The following is an 18245-nucleotide window of genomic DNA, read 5'->3' as shown; positions in this document are numbered from 1 at the left end:
TAGACGTGGACTCGGCCTTCGTCTGCGTTATACCGCCGGTTGTACCAGATGTGCCCGCGCGTCCACTCGATGGAGAAGAGATCCTCAATGCACTCTTCAGGAAACGGGATTTCGAGTTCGACTGGCGCGTCCTTATCCTGTTGGAGCCACCGGACGACGCCGTGGTAGCCCGTCCACTCGTCAGTCGACGGCGTCGCGAGCGGCCAGCCGAGCCGCCAGTCACCGGCGTCAAGGTCGACGTCCTTCCGCTCGAAGTGCTCCTCTTCGAGCCAGAGCGTCGAGTAGCCGTGGTCGGCGTACGTATGCTCGGTCGCGTCATAGTCCTTCCCGACGTTCCGATACTGGCACTCGATAGCGACGCCGTCACCGTAGTTCGGGTGGCGCTCTACGAACTCGACGAGGACGTCGGCTTGGCGGTCGCCGACGGGTTCTTCGTAGGAGACAGTCGCGTCTGGCCATCGGTCAGCCGCTTTCGAGTACGCGACGGCCTTCATGCGCCGGTGCTGGTCGGACTCTCCGCCACACGACCCGCCGTCTCCCCCGAGATGGTAGAAATGGCGGGAGACGAAGATGTTGCCTCGGGGGTGGGAGGACCGAACACCGAGGTCGCCATCGCACTCGGGACACGTGTACGTCTCGCCGGCTTCGGCCTCCGGTGGCGCAATAGGGCCGTTGTCGGCGGACTCAGCAACGAACGGCATATCGACTACTCGGAACTGCGCACGGGTAAAGTTCCCCTGTACAGGCGTCCGTCGCACGCCTCGCGTGTGAGGGAGACCTTCATCTCAGATGTTGGAATCTGGACATAGTAGTCCTGACATGGGGTTCCAGTTGCGTGACTCTAACTCGTTTTGCGCCGCTTCTTTCGCCCGCTTCCACGACACCGTTGTCGCCGGCTCTCGGCTGTTGACCCCATCTCTCGTGGGGGTCAGAGATTCCGATTACGCGGCGTTTGTCTGCTCAATGTCTTCGCGGACATCGATGACCGTTTCGAGGTCCATATCGACTTCCCAAATATAGCTGCGGCCACCGCCCTTGCCGCGGTTCTCTTCGCTCTTAATGACGAATCCGAGCATTTCGAGGTCGTCGAGATGGCGCTGTGCGAACTTGAGTGACGTGCTCGGGTCAGGGTCGCCGTAGGAGCGCGCGAGCTGCTGGTAGGACTCCTGGATTTCGCGTGTGCGTGCGGGCTCGCCGTGTTTGTTCTGGAGTCGTGCGGCGGCTTCGAGGACGCGCTGTGCGTTCGTTGTCTGGTCGCTGATCTTGTCATGGAGTTGGCCGCGGTCGACGTCATCGCGGACATCCTTGACGTGGGCGTCGGTGATGGTGGGGTCGTCAGCTTTCCAGGCGGCGTCTGCGGCGGCGCGTAGCAGATCGATTGCTTGACGGGCGGAGCCGTCGTCTTTCGCGGCGTACGCGGCGCAGAGTGTTATCGCGGAGTCCTCGCAGACGCCGGGTTGGAAGGCGAGGTCGGCGCGGTGTTCGAGGATGGAGACGAGTTCGTCGGCGTCGTACGTCGAGAAGGAGATTTCGGTCTCCATGAGGGTTGATTTGACTTTCGAGGAGAGGGTGTTGCGGAAGGTGTAGTTGTTCGAGATGCCGATGATGCCGACGCGAGCATCGTTGAGGTAGCCGTTTGCGCGTGCGCGGGGGAGCTGGTAGAGGAGTGCGTCGGGGTCGGTGAGGTGGTCGACTTCGTCGAGGACGATGAGGTGGGTGCCGCCGACGCGCTCCATCTGGGTGTAGAGTTCGTCGAAGAGGTCGCTGGTGGAGTAGCCTTTTGCGGCGTAGGGGGAGTGGGTTGCGGGGAGGAGTCCGTTCGCGAGTTCCCGGATGACGCTGTAGGTGGTTTCGCTGTCGCAGTTGACGCGGGAGATGTGGATGGGGTCGGCGGTGTCGCGGGTTTCGACTTCCGCTCGGAGTTCGCCGAGGACGAAGTTGGTGACAGCTGTTTTGCCGACGCCGGCTTTGCCGTAGAGGAAGATGTTGTCGGGGGTGCGGCCGAAGAGGACGTCGAGGAGGGCGTCGCGATAGTCGGCGATCTCGTCTTCGCGTTCGAGGACTTGGTCGGGTTGGTAGTCTTCGTCCAGGACGTCTTTGTCGCGGTAGATGCCGTCGGTCGCGCCGTCGAAGATCCCCATATTGGCGACATCAACCAACTGGAAGGACTTAAAACCACGTGTCGAGTGCGTCGAGTGATAGAGTTCTTTAAGTGGTAGAGATAGAGGTGGTGTCGAGTGTAACCACGACGAAGATGGCGTGTGAACTCAGAATCAAGCGCTTTGCCGAAACCGAAAGATATAATCTATACACTACTACTTACTAGCTAGTCTAGAAGCTAGAAGAAGAAAGAGAGGAGGCCGTCAGCGAAGCGGACTCAGTACGTCGCCACTCTCCTCATCTCCGCCTCCTCTCGCCGGCGCTAACACTCGACATCTACTCTCCCACCCCTCCTCACACCACCGACTCCCGGGCGTCTCCGGTCGGCTAACACTCGACATCTACTCTCCCCCTCTCCCCACTGTAACACTCGACACCTACTCTGTTCACCTGCACTTCTCTGTCCGAACATTCTTGGCGTCGTGACGCATCACCAGACGCTCGATGAACTCGCTGTCTAGACCGGCTAGGTAGGAAGCGAGGGCGCTCCATTCTCCCAGCGAATCGCCTCGACCGCCGCCGGGAACTGTCAGAGTCGGTCATCAAGGACGGCGAGTGGATGCGCATCGAGAAACGATGCGCGATGCCGATCAACCGGCGTGTCGTCGTGGTTGAGTTGGGTGTGACAGGGGCCAAGGTCCGGATGGTCGGCGTCCTGGTGGAAGCCGAGCATCAGGTTCCGCTCGGGTTCGACCCAGTTGATGCGGTAGTATTCATGGTCGACGCCGGCGGGGTACCAGAAGCGAATCTCCAGTCGTGCGGTCGCCGCATCGTAGGAGTCACTCAGGAACGTCGTCGGATCGACATCCGCGATAACGTACCGGGGACGGCGTCGAGACGGCCGATAGCGCACGTCCTCACACCCTGGCTGGTTCGTCAATCGGTCGTGAACGTCGCGGAGGAGAGTCCGCTGTGTATAGCGGTCGCGACCGGCAAGAAAGATCATTCTGTGAAAGAGGAGGATTAGCTCGTGGCGCGGTCAGCCATGTCGGTCATCTGCTCGCGGGCGGCTTCGACGTCGGAGTAGAGTTCCAGTGCGTGCTTGATGAGGCGACGATCCTCCTCGTTCTCACGCCAGAACGCGATGACGTCGCGGCGCTCGCGGAGCTCGGCACTTGCGAGATCGCCGTCGGCGAGCGACTGTTCGAGCTCCTCCCACGTCTCGACGTCGTAGGTCGCCTGCCACGCCTCGATCTCCTCGGTGATTGCGGCCAATTCGCTCCGCAGCTCCTCGCGGGTGTTTTCCTCGATGAGCGTCCGGATCTCTTCGAAGAGCAGGCGCGTGTAGTCCGGTAGATAGCGCGTGGTTTCGCCGGCCTCAACGCGGCGCAGCTGGCCTTGGTTGACGAGATCTTGGAGTTCCTCGTTAGTCGTACTCCAGGCGGCGTCAGCCTGCTCGCTGATCCAGTTGACCGACCGCGGTTCGCGAAGCGTCTCGGCGACCGCCCGAATGCGTTCGCGGGCGGTCATCGACTCACTCCACGACTGAACGCCGTCCTGCGGGGATTCGGACATACTTGGCACCGCTAGTCCTGATTGCGATACGGAAGCGTTGTCACGTCGAACGCATCGTAGTGCCGGTCGTAGGTGAGGATGTGATCGACCCCTGAGGCGTCCATATGGGCTGCAACAGTGAAATCGGTGAGTGACGCATCCAGATCCGTCCACTCGACGAACGTTGCTTTGGCGTCATCGAAAACGTCCTCGGAGACGGATTCGAACTGGTAGAGCGTACTCTCGTCGAGCGTCGTCAGGAACGAGGCTGCGTTCCGCATTGACGCTTGCTTTTTCAGCCGTGTGGCAGCCTCGTCGACGATGTGATCGTTGACGATGAGGCGACGATAGGGGAGGTCACCGTCGCGGACAAAGGTCATGAACGCCCGCGAGACTGCGTGCATCCGATCTTGTGGGTTGAATAATGCGTACAGGAACTTCGGCCCGACGACGACCTGATGGCGGACGTGCCCCGGGCGAAAATGCTCGGGCGTGATCGTCCCGATCGGGGTTTCGACTGGTTCAGCCATCCGAATTCAGGATTGCGCGGACGGGTCGTCGGCGAGCGTGAACGATTCGTCGCTGCCGTCCCACTCCTCGACGAGATCGTCTTCCTCGCGGGCATCCGTCGCCGCCGACGCTGGGAGCGATTCGTCCTCGAGGTCGTCGAGGACTGTGAACGCCGGGTCGTTCGGGTCGGCCTGCTGCTGGCGTTCGATCCACTCGATAAGCGCCTCGTGGCCGGCTTCCTTGAGCGAGAGCCCGTGCTCTCGAGCGAACTCCCGGAAGCGTTCGTATTCGTCCTCGTTCAGTTCAGTTTGCACGTGCTTGGTGTCGTTGCTGCTCATAGGGACCCCAGTTGCTACTCTCATCTACTTGTTCATGAAGTATAAGATGTTCGCATGAGATAGTTCATGGCCCATATTCAAACGGGAGACAGGGCGGACTACTGGCCCTGACGTTGAAATACGAATCCGGGACAAACCACACCAACCGATGCGTGATCGCCATCTGGATTTCGAGGAACTACGGCCGACCGGCGAGGCGTCCCACATTCCGGACACGAGGCTGGACGACGGCTGTGAGAGTGAGGAGCTCTGGATCGTACCCGCTGACGTCCACTTCTGAATGCCTCGCATCACCAACTGGCGACGCGAGAGTCGCCGCCAGCGTTTTAACCAACAACTCTATCGATTCGGTTGTAGTGTTGGTTAAGACTTGACGACAGCTACGTTCTGGCCCTACTCACCCGCCTACACCGTCGACGGCGTCCTCGACGCGTCGGCACCGATCGATCGGGCGTGCGTCTCCCGCCGAGTTTGTCACCCCCCGAAGAGGGGTGCGGGGCGCGCCGAATCGGCGTGACCTCAATCAGGTGAGACCGATGACGACGAGTGAACCCTACGAGCGTGCGTTCGACGAAGACATCCAGCGTGGTACAACTGAGCCGTGTCCCGAGTGTGGGGGCCCGGTGCGAACGAATTCAGCCGAAACAGTTTGTGCAGATTGCGGACTCATCATCGACGAGCAGTCGATCGACCGTGGACCGGAGTGGCACCGCGACGACGCCGATACAGCAAAGCGAACGGGTGCACCACTCACCCCAGCACGGCACGACCGCGGCCTATCGACGGTGATCGGCAGCGGACAGGACGCAACGGGTACCGACCTGTCGGGCCAGAAGCGTCGACGCCTCGCGCGGATGCGTCGCGAGCAGTCCCGTGCGCGCTGGCGGTCCAAACAGGAGCGCAACCTCGGGCACGGCCTCACGGAGATCCGGCGGATCGCGAGCGCACTCGGGCTCGCGGATTCCGTACGTGACCAGGCGTGCCAGCTGTTCCGGACGGCACAGAACGAACGACTCCTCAAAGGGCGGTCCATCGAGGCGATGGCGGCCGCGAGCGTCTTCGGCGCCTGCCGGTGCAACGGGGAGTCGTGGCTCATCGACGATGTGGCGCCGATGGCGCAGGTCGGACAGAACCGCGTCGAGAACGCCTACACGGTGCTCAACGAAGAGTTGGGGCTGCCGACCCCACCAGTCAGCCTGGACCAGTTCGTCCCGCGACTCGCGTCCGACCTCGGCTGCACGGACGTTGTTCGACGCCGGGCAGAGGAGCTCGTTGTGCAGGCCGTCGACGCCGGCATCACGACCGGCGTGCATCCATCCGGATTCGCCGCCGCCTGCCTGTACATGGCGGCGTGTGTCCACGACGCGCCGTTGACGCAAGCCGATGCCGCGGCGGCCGCCGGGGTGACCGTCGAGACGATCAGGAGCCATCGCGATCGGCTGCTCTCCATCGTAGAATAGAGAGCTCGTATAGCCGTTAGGTTGCCCGTCAAGCCCATATATGAGTGTGGTAAAGTAATGGGTAGAGAAAGTATGAGTGAATCAGAGTCTGAAAAAGTCGTCTCGGTATCCTCTCGCGGACAGGCGACGATCCCGAAAGAGTTTCGCGAGGAACTAGGGATCGATACTCCCGGCCGGGTAAAGTTCGTTCGCACCGACGAAGGGGAGGTCATCGTTCGTCCCATTCAGTCGGCCACGGACCTTCGCGGCATCTTGGCGGGAAAGACCGACGACCAAGGGAACTCGGCAGTCGAACGGCTGCGTGAGGAACGAAAACAGGACAAAGCTAGTGACGAGGAGCTGCAGGAGCGGTATGTCGGTCGCGATACTGAGGATACGAAATGACAGCAGCACGTGAGCATCCCGACACTATCGTTTTCGACACGGAACCGCTAGTTGCGTACTTCTGTGATGAGCCGGGTAGTGACACCGTCGAAACCTACATCGAAGCGGTAGAAGGATCGGCTGATGGCTATATCTCCGCGATCAACCTCGCTGAGGTCCATTATGTCGTCCGCGCTATCGACAGTGAAGCCCGTGCCGACGCCATCGTCAACGTCCTTGAAGAAACCGGGATACGGCAAGTCGATACCGAGGAGACGTGGCCCAGTGCAGCCGACTTCAAATTGCGCTACTCGCCAGCACTTGGCGATGCGTTCGCGCTCGCAACCGCGAACCAAGTCAGCGGCATGCTACTCGTCGGTGCCGATGACGATTATGACGACGTTGACGACGTACCGATTACGCGCTTCCGACCGGAATCAGCGTAGCAACCAACCTGATCGACGCAGACATCGTAAAGGCCCCGGGTTCGCGTGGCGTGTCTGTCGGCGCTGGGAGGCGTGCGGCGCGCGACAGTAAGCGCGGCGTGACTCACCATGCTCCTGCCGACAGTGACGGAACAGTGATCCGTGATGCCGCGGTCTCGACGACGCGATTGTCGCCGCGGCGCCGACGAGCATGGCGACCGGCGTCTATCTGGCGTTGATGCCGCTGACCGTCGGTCGCCTTGCAACCGTCCCCGACGGCGAACTCGCGGACATCAGGCCGAACGATCGGCCGATCGCGACTACGAACTCCGCGTTCGAGCAGATACCGAACCGGGAGAACGGGGCGCTCACGGAGTTCGTTTAGACCGAGCAGTACGAGTTCGGTGAGTTCGTTTTGGCTCGTTCTATTCGTTCACCTCGTTTCGATTCCGGAAGCGGCGGAGCCCCGGTACGTCGTCGACCGGGGTCAGAACAGGCCGGGAACCAGAACGTACGTCAGCAGCATCCCGAACAGGCCGGCGAAGACAGCGAACAGCGCCATCGGGATGATCGCTTTCCGCAGGAGGTCGCCTTCACGCCCAGTGATTCCAACGACACCACAGATAGCGGCCACGTTCAACACCGAGACCATGTTTCCGAGGCCGCCGCCGACGTTCTGCAGGCTGACGGCGATCACCCGGGAGACGCCGACCGTCTCGGCGGCGTTGTACTGGAGTACGCTGAAGAGGATGTTTGAGGACGTGTTGCTCCCCGTCATGAACGAGCCGATAGCGCCGATCCACGGCGAGATGAGCGGGAGCAGGCCGCCGGCGCCCATCGCGAGCGCGCGGCTGAGTGCCTCCATCATGCCGAGGAGGTCGGCGGTGTTCGTCTGCGACTGAATCATTATCTGCGTCATCGAGACGGCGATAATGAGCGTGAGGGCGGCCGGAGCGATCTGCTGGATCGACCGTCGCCACGCTTCCCCCATCTGTGTGGTGTCCATCTTGTGAAGGAAGCCAGTGAGGATCGCGATGGGGATGAACGGCATCGTTCCGGGGAGATAGAGGTACTGAAGAGTGTATCCGAGTTCAGTACCGAGGATCGAGTCGAGTCCGACGGAAAAACTCTGGATCCAGTCGAGGACGGCGACGCCGGCGACCGTGAGGTCCGGCCACCGCGTGACGAGCAGTGCGAGCGCAACGAGCAGGTACGGGGTCCACGCCAACAGCACAGACATCTCCTTTTTGGGTTGGTCACGGGACACCTCGTCAAGATCGAGGCCGCCGAGCCACGTGTCGCTCCATGTCGATTCCTCGGGGAAGTCCCACTGGTCATCAGGGATGAGGATATCGTTTTTTGCGAGCAGGAGACCGATGCCGAGCACCACGAACCCTGCGGCGATATCGGGGAGTGCAGGCCCGACGAACCACGCGATTACCAGCTGTGTGCCACCAGTGACGACGCCGAGCAGGAGCGCGAACGGCGCGATGGGGAGAGTGCTACGCACGGCGGTTCCGATGCTGCGTTCACCGTCACCGTTCCCGAACCAGTACGTCAGGAAGAACACGCCGAGCAGTCCCCAGAACACGTACGTCACTCCCGTGACGACGCCAGTCCATGCGGAGACCATCGAGAGGAACTCGGATACACTCACCGACCCGGACAGCGCTGGGTCGATGACGGCACCGGTGCCGCCGATGACAGGCGTGCCGGCGGCACCGAACGGCGGGTTCGGGGCGTTGAAATAAAGCCCGAACACCGCAGCGGCCAACGGGGGGAATCCGAGGCCGATGAACAGCGGTGCGGCGAGTGCTCCCGGTGTCCCGAACCCGGCTGCACCTTCGATGATGGTCATGAACCCGAGACCGATGAGCAGCACCTGGATGCGCCGGTCTTCTTCGATCTGCCCGAAGTACCACCTGATCGTAGCAATGGCGCCACTCCCCTCGAGGTAGTTCATCAGGAGGATCGCCCCGAAGACGATGAGGATGATGTCGACGGCCTGCAGCGCGCCGTAGACGGCCGAGGCCACCAACCAGGTGGGCTCCATACTCCAGTACGTGAGTCCGATTCCGGCCGCGAGCAGCCACCCGACACCCATTGCGCGGGCAGCGGACCACCGGAGCCCAGCGAGCAGTACGAACGCGACGCCGATCGGGACGACGCCGACGAGAGCCAGTATGAGAACATTAGGCATGGTTGGAACTCTCCACTATTGGGCCATCGCATAACCAGCCATATGTAACTTACTTTCTGTATGATATGTACCTGCAAATACGGCCGGATCGGGCGATTATCCATAACGAAAGAAAATCATGGTCGGGCCGGAGAGGAAACACCCATTAACTGTTGGTACAATTTTTTGGGACATGTCAGCCGAGCCAATTGCGACCTTCGAGTCGTCACTCGACGAAGTCGGCGTCGAACTCGTGCGAACCACGGCCGACGAGTTCGCGTCGACGCTTTCACCCCTGCTCGACGCGCCCACAGTCGGCACCTCACTCCCCTTCGAGACCGTCTCGCTGCCGGACAGCGTCGAGACCGATCCGTCGATCGCGGACCTCGAGGCCGCGGCGACCGGCGTCACTGCTGCCGGCTACGGCATCGCCGACTACGGCTCGGTGATCATCCAGGGCGGTACCGACGGCGAGGAGCCGGTGAGTCTCTATGCGGACGAACACGTCGCCGTCGTCGCCGCCAGCGACGTGCTGCCGGACATGGACGCGACGTTCGACCAGCTCGCCGAGGATATCCGGAACGGCGTCGGACAGTCCATCATCGCGACGGGGCCGAGCGCAACCGCGGACATGGGCTCGCTCGTGACGGGCGCTCACGGCCCGATGGATGTGACAGTCGTACTCCTGGAGGACAAGTAGATGAGCGCCGACACCCGCCGGCAGAAGGCCGAGCGCATCCGCCATCTCCTCGACACCGAGGGCGACGCCGTTCACGAGAACACCCAGGTCTTCAACGAGGGCCGGTACGAGTCCACCGCGAATCTCGATGACTACGACGAGTTGAAAAACGAGGCTCGTGCCATCAAGGAAGACGCTATCGAACGCCTCCCTGAACTGGTCGACCAAGTCACCGAGGCCGTCGAAGCCAACGGCGGCAGCGTCTACGTCGCCGACGACGCCGCCGACGCGAACCGATACATCGAGGAGGTCGTCGACGGCCGCGACGTGGTGAAGTCGAAGTCGATGACGAGCGAGGAGATCGAGGTCAACGAGTCGCTCGAGGCACGCGACGGGGACGTCTGGGAGACCGACCTCGCAGAGTTCGTCCTCCAAGTCGCCGACGAGGCTCCCTCACACATCGTCGCCCCGGCGATCCACAAGTCCCGCGAGGAGATCGCAGCCCTGTTCAACGAGGTGTTCGATCCCGAAGAGCCCTTGGAGACTGCCGAGGAGCTGACGCGATTCGCTCGCGAGTACCTCGGCGAGAAGATCTTGGACGCCGAGGTCGGGATGACGGGCGCGAACTTCGTCACCGCGGACACCGGCACGCTCGCGCTGGTCACGAGTGAGGGGAATGCCCGCAAGTGCGTGCAGGCGACGGACACCCACGTCGCAGTCGCGGGTGTCGAGAAACTCGTCCCGAGTGTCGAGGATCTCCAACCGTTCGTCGAACTGATCGGGCGATCCGGGACCGGCCAGGACATTACCTCCTACATCTCGCTGTTCACCCCGCCTAGTGACTCCCCCACCTTCGGCGGGAACGAACTCGAATCCGGCGACGACCGCGAGTTCCACCTCGTGCTCATCGACAACGGGCGGATGGAGATGCGCGAGGACGATCAGCTCCGCGAGACGCTGTACTGCATCCGGTGTTCGGCGTGTGCGAACTCCTGTGCGAACTTCCAGCACGTCGGCGGCCACGCCTTCGGTGGCGAGACGTACTCCGGCGGCATCGCCACCGGCTGGGAGGCCGGCGTCCACGGCGAGGACAGTGCCGCCGAGTTCAACGACCTCTGTACGGGTTGTAGTCGGTGTGTGAACCAGTGTCCGGTGAACATCGACATCCCGTGGATCAACACGGTCGTCCGAGACCGCATCAATCGCGGGGAGGACGGCGACTTCGACTTCCTCGTGGAGGGGCTCACCCCGGACGAGGAGCCCGGTGGGGTCGACCTCCAGAAACGGCTGTTCGGGAACTTCGACACCCTGGCGAAACTCGGGTCGGCGTTCGCACCGCTCTCGAACTGGGCCGCACGGACCGGTCCCGCGCGCTCGCTGCTGGAGCGAACTCTCGGCGTCGACAGCCGCCGTGAACTCCCGGAGTTCGAACGTGAATCACTCGTGGAGTGGTTCGAGAAGCGGGGGCCACACGTCGGTCGCGACGAGGCACGCCGACAGGTCGCACTCTACCCCGACGCGTACACGAACTACGTGCGCACGGAGCGCGGGAAGGCGGCCGTCCGCGTCCTCGAAGCGCTCGACATCCGCGTCGACGTTCCGCCCGCAGGCGAGAGCGGGCGCGCCCCGCTCTCACAGGGGATGGTGTCGACGGCCCAGTCCAACGCCGATGCCGTCTACGACGCGCTCGCGCCCGCCATCGCGGCAGGTCACGATGTCGTCGTCATCGAGCCGTCAGATCTTGCGATGTTCCACCGCGAGTACGAACGGCTCCTTCCGGAAGACGACTACGCCGCGCTGCACGAGCAGAGCTACGAACTCATGGAGTACGTCTACGGCCTGCTGGAGAACGGGGGGGATATCGATGTACTCCCTGGCGGCGACGACGAGCGGATCGCCTACCACAGCCACTGCCAGCAGCGGACGCTCGATCTCGAACCGTACACGGTGGCGGTGCTCGAAGACTGCGGGTTCGACGTGACGACCTCGGACGTGGAGTGTTGCGGGATGGCTGGAAGCTTCGGCTACAAGTCCGAGTACTACGAGCTCAGCGTGGACGTCGGCGAGACGCTCGTCGATGAATTCACAACGGAAGACACCGCGGACCGTACTGTCGTCGCCAGCGGGACGTCGTGTCTCGAGCAACTCGACGCACTCCTCACGCGCCGGCCCGCACATCCGGTACGGCTACTCGATACACAGTAGTCCGGCCCGGATGAGAGGTCGCTATAGGGTGTTCCGGCGGCAGTAGTCTTCCCTTCCAGAGCTGTTCGGTCGGGGGAGAGCGGGATAATTAGTGTGCTGTCACACTGAATCGGTTCGCGCGGGAGACGTCATTTCTGGCAGGAGTAGGAACTGGAGCGACGCTGAGAGCAGATGTCGGGGAAGCAAGCGAACATTCCTGCATGGACCTGCCGGGAACTCAACGGATGTGCGTTCTGCGACGCCCCGCCCGGTACCGAGGCTGGCGAGGCCCACACCGGGGGCCAGGACGAGCGGGTCACCTACCCGATCTGCGTCGACTGCGCGATTCAGACGGAGCCGGACCCGATAAGCGCGATCACAACGACTGTGACGGCTGTGGACTGGTCGTCCACACGCTCGGGGCTCTCACCCGGTTCCGGGTCGAACTGGGACATTTGGAAGGCCCATTGCAACTGTGCGCTCGCTGTAGTCCCGGCGGGCTCGCAACATACTGGACGCGCGACCTCGGGGCGCACGTCGTCACAGACTGACGCACCGAGCAGTCGTCGACACGGGTGACACGGCGGTAGATCCACTATCTTCAACTGGTGAGGGCTCCTCAGGATGCCTATGGATTGCCCCGCATGCGGCTCTCCAGTCACCCTCGAGGTCGGACCGGACCGGCCGCTTTCGACGTCGCTGTCCGACGCAGTCCTTGCAGCAGAAGAGGATGAGCGGATCGAGGTGAGCCGAGACTGTTGGGACTGTGGCTGGCACGAAATGCGGCAGCTCCGCATTGAATCGATCGACACGACCGCGGGCGACGAGACTGCCGTCGAGCGAGCCGGCCTCATCGACGAGATCACCGATGAGCTCGCGGAGATCGATCAGGTCACAACGCTTGAGGAGCTCCTTACAGAGGCCCGCCGGCAACGAAGAGCCGACCCAGTAACGACTGATACGGACGGCAATGCCACTGAGTGACTGGATATGTCTGATACAGAGCCCCGCTATGACGTTCGTGAGCAAACCGGGGATCCTGACCACGCATCGGTCGACGATGTGATCGACCTCGTGGTCCACCGGGCGCAGAACCCGCGAACGGAGCACGAGGATGCGCAGTTCGACAGGACGATGGCGACCGTTATCGATACCTACGGGACCGAACCCGTCCGCACAGTCATCCACCGCGTTCTCGTCGACAACGAACCGTTCCGGACCGCCACGAACGGTCTTGAGATGCGTAATGTCGACGGCGTTCGGATCGGGACCGCAGCCAGCTGGTCCCTCGAGGAGTTGAACGCACAGGACGACGGCTGAGACTGGCCGGACAATCCCGTCACCCCCTCGATGTGCAATCTCTGTGCAATCGCCGAAACGGTTATCCGTCTATGTGCAGAACTTGCACATAGAATGAGCGCAAGCGATGACCCACGACGAGTCCATTTCCAGTCGCCAGAGTATCTCGTCGACCGGCTGGATGCGATCGCGGAGCTCTTCGACAAGGATCGGACGGATCTGCTTGTCGAGGCGATTCGTGAGTACATCGAAGACACGGCCGACAGCGAAACGTTCCAGGAACTTGTCGCCACGAAGTACTACGACGACCAGCTTGAGTTCGAGACGGTCAAGCAGTTGGTCGGCGCCGAAACTGCCCAGCGTCTCCGGCTTCTCAAAGCGGATCTCGAGGATGAACCACTCGATCTCGCTGCTCCCGACGACGTGGACGTCTACGATGGCGACGCGACGGCGGTTGAGCCCGCAGCCGACGATGAGCAATGAGCGGCCGGCGACTGCGAACAGTCGTCGCCGACACCAGCGCGCTTGTTAGTCTCGCGGTTCCCCGAGCCGACGGGGCCGTCGGTACCGATACCCCGGACCCATTTCAGTATCTGCTCACGTCGTGTGACGTGGTCGTACCGTCGGAAGTGGTCGCAGAACTCCGTGACATCACGCAGTATCAAGACATCCACGCCGCGGCTGCGAACAACGTCCTCGCGGCCCGCAGCTACTACACGGTCGCGGACCCCTACGAGCGCGAAGAGACACCAGACTCGCGCCCGACGTTCGGCCTCGACGACGGCGAAACCGACGGGATCGTTCTTGCGAACGCGCTCGGGGTCGACGGGTTTCTCACCGACGAGTTCGGCGGGACAAACTTCCCACTCATCCACGCCGTGCTACAGGGGCCGCGGATCGTCCCGACGCCGCGGCTCATCGTCGACTACGCTCGGAACGGACATCTGAGCCCCGAAGAGGCGCGAACGCTGATCACGACGATTAGCCCACATCGGAGCTGGGAGAATAGTCCCTACGTCACGCAATTGCTCCACCGTCTCGAAGAGCAACCGGCCTCCGAGTAGCGACGCCGAATACCCAGCGCCGGCGACGACACCCGAAAGCCCTCGGCCGCTCGGCATCCCGCGACCACCGCTGCGCGCCTCGTCCCTGCGGTGCTTGCGGGGTCGGGGGACGACCGAGGCGGCCTCGCCCTTTCTAAGTCCGCCAGGACGGTAGCTGGATCGCCGAGTGTCGCAGCCGGCTGGACAGGTGTGTACGTCACGGCCCGCCCCGCTCGCCGCTGCCGCCCTCCGCGTCGCTCGCGACCGACCATTCCGGGCTGCCTGCCTGCAGTAACGGGCGGGCTGCCGGGCTAAAATGAATGTGCCCTCGGCGCCAGCGCTTCTCCCGTTTCGGTCCCGGACTTCCGGAGGCTTCCGGGACTCTCCGACCCGCGACGGACGTAGTTGCGTCGCGGGCGAAACGGGGAATGCGCTGGCCGCTCGCTCCGGGCGGGTCGGCGCGCGGTGCTAGTTGGGGTCACCGCACTCGGGCGCGCTCTCGCTCGCGCCCGGTAGGGCGCTCGCGAAGGCGCGAGCGAGAGCGCGCAGTCGGTGCTATCGGACGTCGACAACGTCGGAAAACCGCGATGCTTGGGACATCGCGGTGGCGGCGCGCAAGCGCCTTCAGTGGTATCTGGAGGATACCAATGTCAAGTAACAACTCGAGTCGCAAGGTCGTTACGGTGGATGAACAGGCATTCGAACGAACCGAAGACGCCGGCGTCGACGAGGACGGCTTCGAGGTCGTCGACGATAAGCCGGAGTTCCAGGCGACGGTCCAGCAGGAAAAGCAAGCGAAGGTGGATTCCAACCACCCAGACGGCATCGTCCAGGACGTCTCGCACCTGCCCCTCGCGCAGGAAGAGAAGATTCGCGCCCGGGAGGCCGAACTGGAGCACATCAGCGCCCAGGCGGAACTCGGCACTCAGGAGGGGCGGGCGAAGCGCACGCGAGCGGTCGTCAGCGAGCAGTGTGGTCGTAACGAGCCGGCGCCGGCGGAGCGCACGGATCCCCGAGAGAAGCTGCCGCAAGAGGAACTCGCGGCAGTCAACGAGCAGGCGATGCGGATCAGCGACGAAGTGCAGGGCGGCTGGTCGAGAGCGGTCGTCGCGAAGCAGCTGGCCGAGAAGGTGCAACGTGGGCGGGACGTCACGAAGGCGGTGCTGGAGACCCTCGAGGAGCTGAAGGCAGCGCCGGGGGCAATCGTACCCATCGCGGACGTGCCGGACGTCCCGGTCGGTGAGGTGACGGTTGAAGGTACAATCGAGACCCTCTGGGAGCCTTCCTCCTCAAGCATCCAGCAAGTCGGGCTGATAGCAGATGAGAGCGGGAAAATCAAGTTCACCTGCTGGGAGAAATCCGGGCAGACGGTGGTGCGAGAAGGTCAGACAGTACGGTTCCGGGCAGCAGCCAAGAACTGGTACGAAGGCCGGTGCTCAATCGCGCTGACCGGGTGGTCGGATATCCACTTCCCGGAGCGCGGCCGCTGGTGGGAAGAGTAGCCAGCTGACGCAGCCTTCTTTTTTGCTGTGTGCCAGACCAGACCCAAGCCCCACCGCCCCACCCTCCGCTCCGTGCTCGCTCTCTGCGGTCGCTGCGCGCACAGCCACGACCTCAATCACGAATCGACATCGAACTCAGAGAGGTCGACCTCTCGGTAAACCCATTCTTCGAAAGCAGCATCAATCAGCTCTTCGAGGGAGCTGTAATCGGAATTAGTTCGAATCGTTGTGTCCACGGCCTCTGGGAGATCGTCTACATCCGTCATCTCGTCAAGGTTGACCGGAAGCGCGTTCTCAAACGCCAATTGTGACTCGAACTCGGTCTGCTCACGTACGAATTCATCGGTGAACAACACTGGCGCGCCCACGTGATTTAGAGCAATATCGACGATATCTTGATCGGCCCACTCCTCCAGTCGGTCTCGTTCGTCCTCTTCTAGTTCTTCGGCAGCCGCTGCGAATGTATCTTGGATGTCGCTCACGAGTTGTTCCATTCCCTTCATTTCCGCCACATGAGTCGCAGACGACTGCCACTCAATGAACGCAAACGTGATTTGTGCCAAGGAGACAGCCGTTAACTGGCCTGGACGGGCGAACCCTGCGTTCGACGGGCCAGCCAGTAGGAGGTCAGGCTGTTCAACGTCGGGGATATCGATGATACCGAGCCGGTCAAGCGTCCCCTTCGACCCTCCATGGACCGATTCGCTGGCTAACCGGTAATATGGCTGGTAGTGGTCCAGATCGCCAGCTTCCTGGAGGCCCCTAATCGACGGCCCGCCACCACCCTCGTATGCGTCTGCCGCCCACCCGGTTCCGTACCCGTTATCGTCGAAATCGGATCCAAACCGCTCTACCAGCTCCACTTTCCCCTCTTCGAGTGAGGCCATCGTCTCATCCGCGATCTGTTCCTCATCAAGGTCGTCTGCGTGTTCTTGATACGTCTGAGCGAAGTAGTATTCCCAGAGATACCGGTAGTGCAGAAAACGCTCGGCTGTGTCGGAGCCTGCTTGCTTGATGAAGGAAGTGGTAATTGAGAGTTCGTGAAGGGATCTCCATCGGGCAAAGGCTCCATCAGCAAATCCACCTTTGAGCAGGTGGTGGATCTCCATCGCGACCTGTACTGCCCGTGCGTGAAGTCGCGTCAGAGCGTCAAAGACGAAGTCCTGTTCCTGAGCTGCCTGGAGCCGATATTCCGAGTTGATTGCATCACCCGTTTCCTGCGACCAGATAATGAACCGTTCAAGCAGTTCCAAAGGTTCCCCCCAGCGATCTTCGATCCCGCGCTGAAATTCTGCCTTGGTTTCATAGAGCCGTCGCAATCCCTCGTCATCCTCGCGGACCTGCTGGTACATACTATCCCCAACAGCCTCAATGACCTCGCTGGTAGCTTCCGCGATCTCGTCTTCGGTGGGTTCCTCATCGAGTTCTCCTTCTTGGAGAAGTTCCAGAAGCTGGTCGTGGATTGCCTGAGAGAGTGGGTCAGTGTCGTTGGGCATGCTGAGTTACTCTTTCTCGTGTTTCAGTAGAGTGGATGATGGAGCTTTGGGAGCAATTGGCGTTTATTTACCCCTCAATGGGTGAGGGGCTTGCCGTACTGGCAAGTTCCCTGAACACGGTGAGAACCATGGCAACCAGAGACATCTACGAAACTGGCTTTGACGAAGACGTCCGAACGGAATCGAGTGCGAACCAGTGTCCCGAGTGCGACGGCCGGGTCACCACCAACGCAGTCGAAACCATCTGCGAGGACTGTGGCCTGGTCATCGACGAGCAGCGGATCGACCACGGGCCAGAGTGGCGAGGGTTCGACGTAGACGAACGGGAGCGCACGGGTGCTCCGTTGACGGCGGCACGACACGATCGAGGGTTATCGACGGAAATCGGCCGCGGGACCGATGCGAACGGGAACGAACTCTCGGGACAGAAGCGACGGCGGCTCGCTCGGATGCGGCGTGAACAGACCCGTGGGCGGTTTCAGTCGAAAGCTGAACGCAACCTCGCACACGGGCTTAGTGAAGTCCGCCGGATCAGTAGTGCGCTCGAACTATCTGAGACGACCCGTGACCAGGCCTGCCAACTATTCCGTAGCGCTCAGAACGAGGACCTCCTGCAGGGTCGGTCGATCGAGGCGATGGCCGCCGCGAGCGTCTACGGCGCGTGTCGGTGTAACGAGTGGCCGCGAACGCTCGACGACATCACCGAGTCGGCGCGCGTCAAGCAATCGCGGGTGACGAACGCATACACGACGCTGAATACGGAACTTGGCTTGCCAGCCCAGCCCATGACACCCAGTGCGTTCGTCCCGCGATTGGCATCGGAGCTCGATGTCTCCGATCAAATACAGCAGCGGGCTCGGCAGCTGGCGGAAGCATCCGAATCAGCTGGAGCCAGTACAGGAGTTCGGCCCTCCCGGTTCGCCGCAGCCTGTCTGTACAAGGCCGGGTGCGAACAGGGGCAGTTGCTCACGCAGTCGGCCGTCGCAGAGGTTGCAAATGTCTCATCGGCCACCGTCCGGACCCGCCGCGACACGCTGGACAAACTGGCTGTGTAACGCCCCCCACTATTGCTTTTCGAGTGTCTGTAGGGGAGTGTCATAGAACGCTTTTAGC

General features: G+C 62.1%; 18 protein-coding genes and 3 pseudogenes. 13 read left to right on the top strand and 8 right to left on the bottom strand.

From position 1 onward, the window contains the following. The 6 genes and pseudogenes from IEX84_RS12890 to IEX84_RS12865 all read right to left on the bottom strand — a co-directional run. Positions 1-701: pseudogene (locus IEX84_RS12890) on the bottom strand (hypothetical protein); the annotation flags it as partial. Between the two features lie 240 nt (positions 702-941). Then, complete coding sequence (locus IEX84_RS12885; protein WP_188872972.1) at positions 942-2141, bottom strand: Cdc6/Cdc18 family protein; 1200 nt, start codon at positions 2139-2141, stop codon at positions 942-944. Positions 2142-2626: 485 nt separating this feature from the next. After that, positions 2627-3106: pseudogene (locus IEX84_RS12880) on the bottom strand (hypothetical protein). A gap of 17 nt (positions 3107-3123) precedes the next feature. Next, positions 3124-3675, bottom strand: a complete 552-nt coding sequence (locus IEX84_RS12875) for a DUF7342 family protein (RefSeq protein WP_188872971.1) — start codon at positions 3673-3675, stop codon at positions 3124-3126. Positions 3676-3686: 11 nt separating this feature from the next. Then, complete coding sequence (locus tag IEX84_RS12870) at positions 3687-4184, bottom strand: type II toxin-antitoxin system VapC family toxin (protein WP_229732376.1); 498 nt, start codon at positions 4182-4184, stop codon at positions 3687-3689. 6 nt (positions 4185-4190) lie between these two features. Beyond that, on the bottom strand, positions 4191-4502 hold the full coding sequence (locus tag IEX84_RS12865) for a hypothetical protein (protein ID WP_049892658.1): 312 nt from the start codon (positions 4500-4502) through the stop codon (positions 4191-4193). Positions 4503-5038: 536 nt separating this feature from the next. Between IEX84_RS12865 and IEX84_RS12860 the strand changes: the two genes are divergently transcribed. The 4 genes from IEX84_RS12860 to IEX84_RS12845 all read left to right on the top strand — a co-directional run bounded on the left by IEX84_RS12860 (position 5039) and on the right by IEX84_RS12845 (position 7135). Next, a complete protein-coding gene (locus IEX84_RS12860) occupies positions 5039-5962 on the top strand; it encodes a transcription initiation factor IIB (RefSeq protein WP_058984763.1) in 924 nt (307 codons plus the stop codon). A 72-nt stretch (positions 5963-6034) separates the two neighbouring features. Then, positions 6035-6346: an AbrB/MazE/SpoVT family DNA-binding domain-containing protein gene (locus tag IEX84_RS12855; protein WP_010904211.1), complete on the top strand. Its 312-nt coding sequence runs from the start codon at positions 6035-6037 to the stop codon at positions 6344-6346. Then, entirely contained in the window at positions 6343-6771 is a 429-nt protein-coding gene (locus tag IEX84_RS12850; RefSeq protein WP_012289748.1) for a PIN domain-containing protein, read from the top strand. Before IEX84_RS12855 ends, IEX84_RS12850 begins: the two co-directional genes overlap by 4 nt. A 190-nt stretch (positions 6772-6961) precedes the next feature. After that, the gene (locus IEX84_RS12845; RefSeq protein WP_010904209.1) at positions 6962-7135 is read left to right on the top strand and encodes a hypothetical protein; all 174 of its coding nucleotides are present in this window, start codon (positions 6962-6964) and stop codon (positions 7133-7135) included. A gap of 102 nt (positions 7136-7237) precedes the next feature. Here IEX84_RS12845 and IEX84_RS12840 read toward each other — a convergent pair whose 3' ends face one another. Then, positions 7238-8950: an L-lactate permease gene (locus IEX84_RS12840; protein ID WP_012289747.1), complete on the bottom strand. Its 1713-nt coding sequence runs from the start codon at positions 8948-8950 to the stop codon at positions 7238-7240. 172 nt (positions 8951-9122) lie between these two features. Between IEX84_RS12840 and IEX84_RS12835 the strand changes: the two genes are divergently transcribed. The 8 genes and pseudogenes from IEX84_RS12835 to IEX84_RS12800 all read left to right on the top strand — a co-directional run bounded on the left by IEX84_RS12835 (position 9123) and on the right by IEX84_RS12800 (position 15636). Beyond that, complete coding sequence (locus IEX84_RS12835) at positions 9123-9629, top strand: LutC/YkgG family protein (protein ID WP_188872970.1); 507 nt, start codon at positions 9123-9125, stop codon at positions 9627-9629. Continuing rightward, positions 9630-11813 (top strand): LUD domain-containing protein, encoded by a 2184-nt coding sequence (locus tag IEX84_RS12830; protein WP_173231005.1) that lies wholly within the window; start codon positions 9630-9632, stop codon positions 11811-11813. It abuts the gene before it with no gap. Between the two features lie 171 nt (positions 11814-11984). Next, a pseudogene (locus IEX84_RS14905) lies at positions 11985-12343 on the top strand (DUF7558 family protein). A gap of 79 nt (positions 12344-12422) precedes the next feature. After that, the gene (locus IEX84_RS12820; protein WP_188872969.1) at positions 12423-12776 is read left to right on the top strand and encodes a hypothetical protein; all 354 of its coding nucleotides are present in this window, start codon (positions 12423-12425) and stop codon (positions 12774-12776) included. A gap of 6 nt (positions 12777-12782) precedes the next feature. Then, positions 12783-13112, top strand: a complete 330-nt coding sequence (locus tag IEX84_RS12815; protein WP_188872968.1) for a hypothetical protein — start codon at positions 12783-12785, stop codon at positions 13110-13112. A gap of 93 nt (positions 13113-13205) precedes the next feature. After that, on the top strand, positions 13206-13574 hold the full coding sequence (locus IEX84_RS12810) for a ribbon-helix-helix domain-containing protein (RefSeq protein ID WP_188872967.1): 369 nt from the start codon (positions 13206-13208) through the stop codon (positions 13572-13574). Continuing rightward, positions 13571-14155, top strand: a complete 585-nt coding sequence (locus IEX84_RS12805) for a hypothetical protein (protein ID WP_188872966.1) — start codon at positions 13571-13573, stop codon at positions 14153-14155. Before IEX84_RS12810 ends, IEX84_RS12805 begins: the two co-directional genes overlap by 4 nt. A gap of 626 nt (positions 14156-14781) precedes the next feature. Further along, the gene (locus IEX84_RS12800; RefSeq protein ID WP_188872965.1) at positions 14782-15636 is read left to right on the top strand and encodes a DNA-binding protein; all 855 of its coding nucleotides are present in this window, start codon (positions 14782-14784) and stop codon (positions 15634-15636) included. Between the two features lie 116 nt (positions 15637-15752). Here the strand turns inward: IEX84_RS12800 and IEX84_RS12795 are convergent, their stop codons facing one another. Further along, positions 15753-17132 (bottom strand): DUF5677 domain-containing protein, encoded by a 1380-nt coding sequence (locus IEX84_RS12795; protein WP_188872964.1) that lies wholly within the window; start codon positions 17130-17132, stop codon positions 15753-15755. Positions 17133-17260: 128 nt separating this feature from the next. Here IEX84_RS12795 and IEX84_RS12790 point away from each other — a divergent pair, with 128 nt between their 5' ends. Then, entirely contained in the window at positions 17261-18187 is a 927-nt protein-coding gene (locus IEX84_RS12790; RefSeq protein WP_188872978.1) for a transcription initiation factor IIB, read from the top strand. Positions 18188-18245: the final 58 nt, after the last annotated feature.

It is taken from the genome of Halarchaeum rubridurum (assembly GCF_014647115.1).
Lineage (GTDB): Archaea > Halobacteriota > Halobacteria > Halobacteriales > Halobacteriaceae > Halarchaeum > Halarchaeum rubridurum.
This window is presented reverse-complemented; position numbering and strand designations above follow the sequence as displayed.

Coding starts and splice junctions, on each gene's coding strand:
- IEX84_RS12830 (WP_173231005.1), top strand. CDS start 9,630: ATGAGCGCCGACACCCGCCGGCAGAAGGCCGAGCGCATCCGCCATCTC.
- IEX84_RS12820 (WP_188872969.1), top strand. CDS start 12,423: ATGGATTGCCCCGCATGCGGCTCTCCAGTCACCCTCGAGGTCGGACCG.
- IEX84_RS12795 (WP_188872964.1), bottom strand. CDS start 17,132: ATGCCCAACGACACTGACCCACTCTCTCAGGCAATCCACGACCAGCTT.
- IEX84_RS12850 (WP_012289748.1), top strand. CDS start 6,343: ATGACAGCAGCACGTGAGCATCCCGACACTATCGTTTTCGACACGGAA.
- IEX84_RS12805 (WP_188872966.1), top strand. CDS start 13,571: ATGAGCGGCCGGCGACTGCGAACAGTCGTCGCCGACACCAGCGCGCTT.
- IEX84_RS12840 (WP_012289747.1), bottom strand. CDS start 8,950: ATGCCTAATGTTCTCATACTGGCTCTCGTCGGCGTCGTCCCGATCGGC.
- IEX84_RS12800 (WP_188872965.1), top strand. CDS start 14,782: ATGTCAAGTAACAACTCGAGTCGCAAGGTCGTTACGGTGGATGAACAG.
- IEX84_RS12885 (WP_188872972.1), bottom strand. CDS start 2,141: ATGGGGATCTTCGACGGCGCGACCGACGGCATCTACCGCGACAAAGAC.
- IEX84_RS12790 (WP_188872978.1), top strand. CDS start 17,261: ATGGCAACCAGAGACATCTACGAAACTGGCTTTGACGAAGACGTCCGA.
- IEX84_RS12875 (WP_188872971.1), bottom strand. CDS start 3,675: ATGTCCGAATCCCCGCAGGACGGCGTTCAGTCGTGGAGTGAGTCGATG.
- IEX84_RS12855 (WP_010904211.1), top strand. CDS start 6,035: ATGAGTGAATCAGAGTCTGAAAAAGTCGTCTCGGTATCCTCTCGCGGA.
- IEX84_RS12815 (WP_188872968.1), top strand. CDS start 12,783: ATGTCTGATACAGAGCCCCGCTATGACGTTCGTGAGCAAACCGGGGAT.
- IEX84_RS12835 (WP_188872970.1), top strand. CDS start 9,123: ATGTCAGCCGAGCCAATTGCGACCTTCGAGTCGTCACTCGACGAAGTC.
- IEX84_RS12810 (WP_188872967.1), top strand. CDS start 13,206: ATGAGCGCAAGCGATGACCCACGACGAGTCCATTTCCAGTCGCCAGAG.
- IEX84_RS12865 (WP_049892658.1), bottom strand. CDS start 4,502: ATGAGCAGCAACGACACCAAGCACGTGCAAACTGAACTGAACGAGGAC.
- IEX84_RS12860 (WP_058984763.1), top strand. CDS start 5,039: ATGACGACGAGTGAACCCTACGAGCGTGCGTTCGACGAAGACATCCAG.
- IEX84_RS12870 (WP_229732376.1), bottom strand. CDS start 4,184: ATGGCTGAACCAGTCGAAACCCCGATCGGGACGATCACGCCCGAGCAT.
- IEX84_RS12845 (WP_010904209.1), top strand. CDS start 6,962: ATGGCGACCGGCGTCTATCTGGCGTTGATGCCGCTGACCGTCGGTCGC.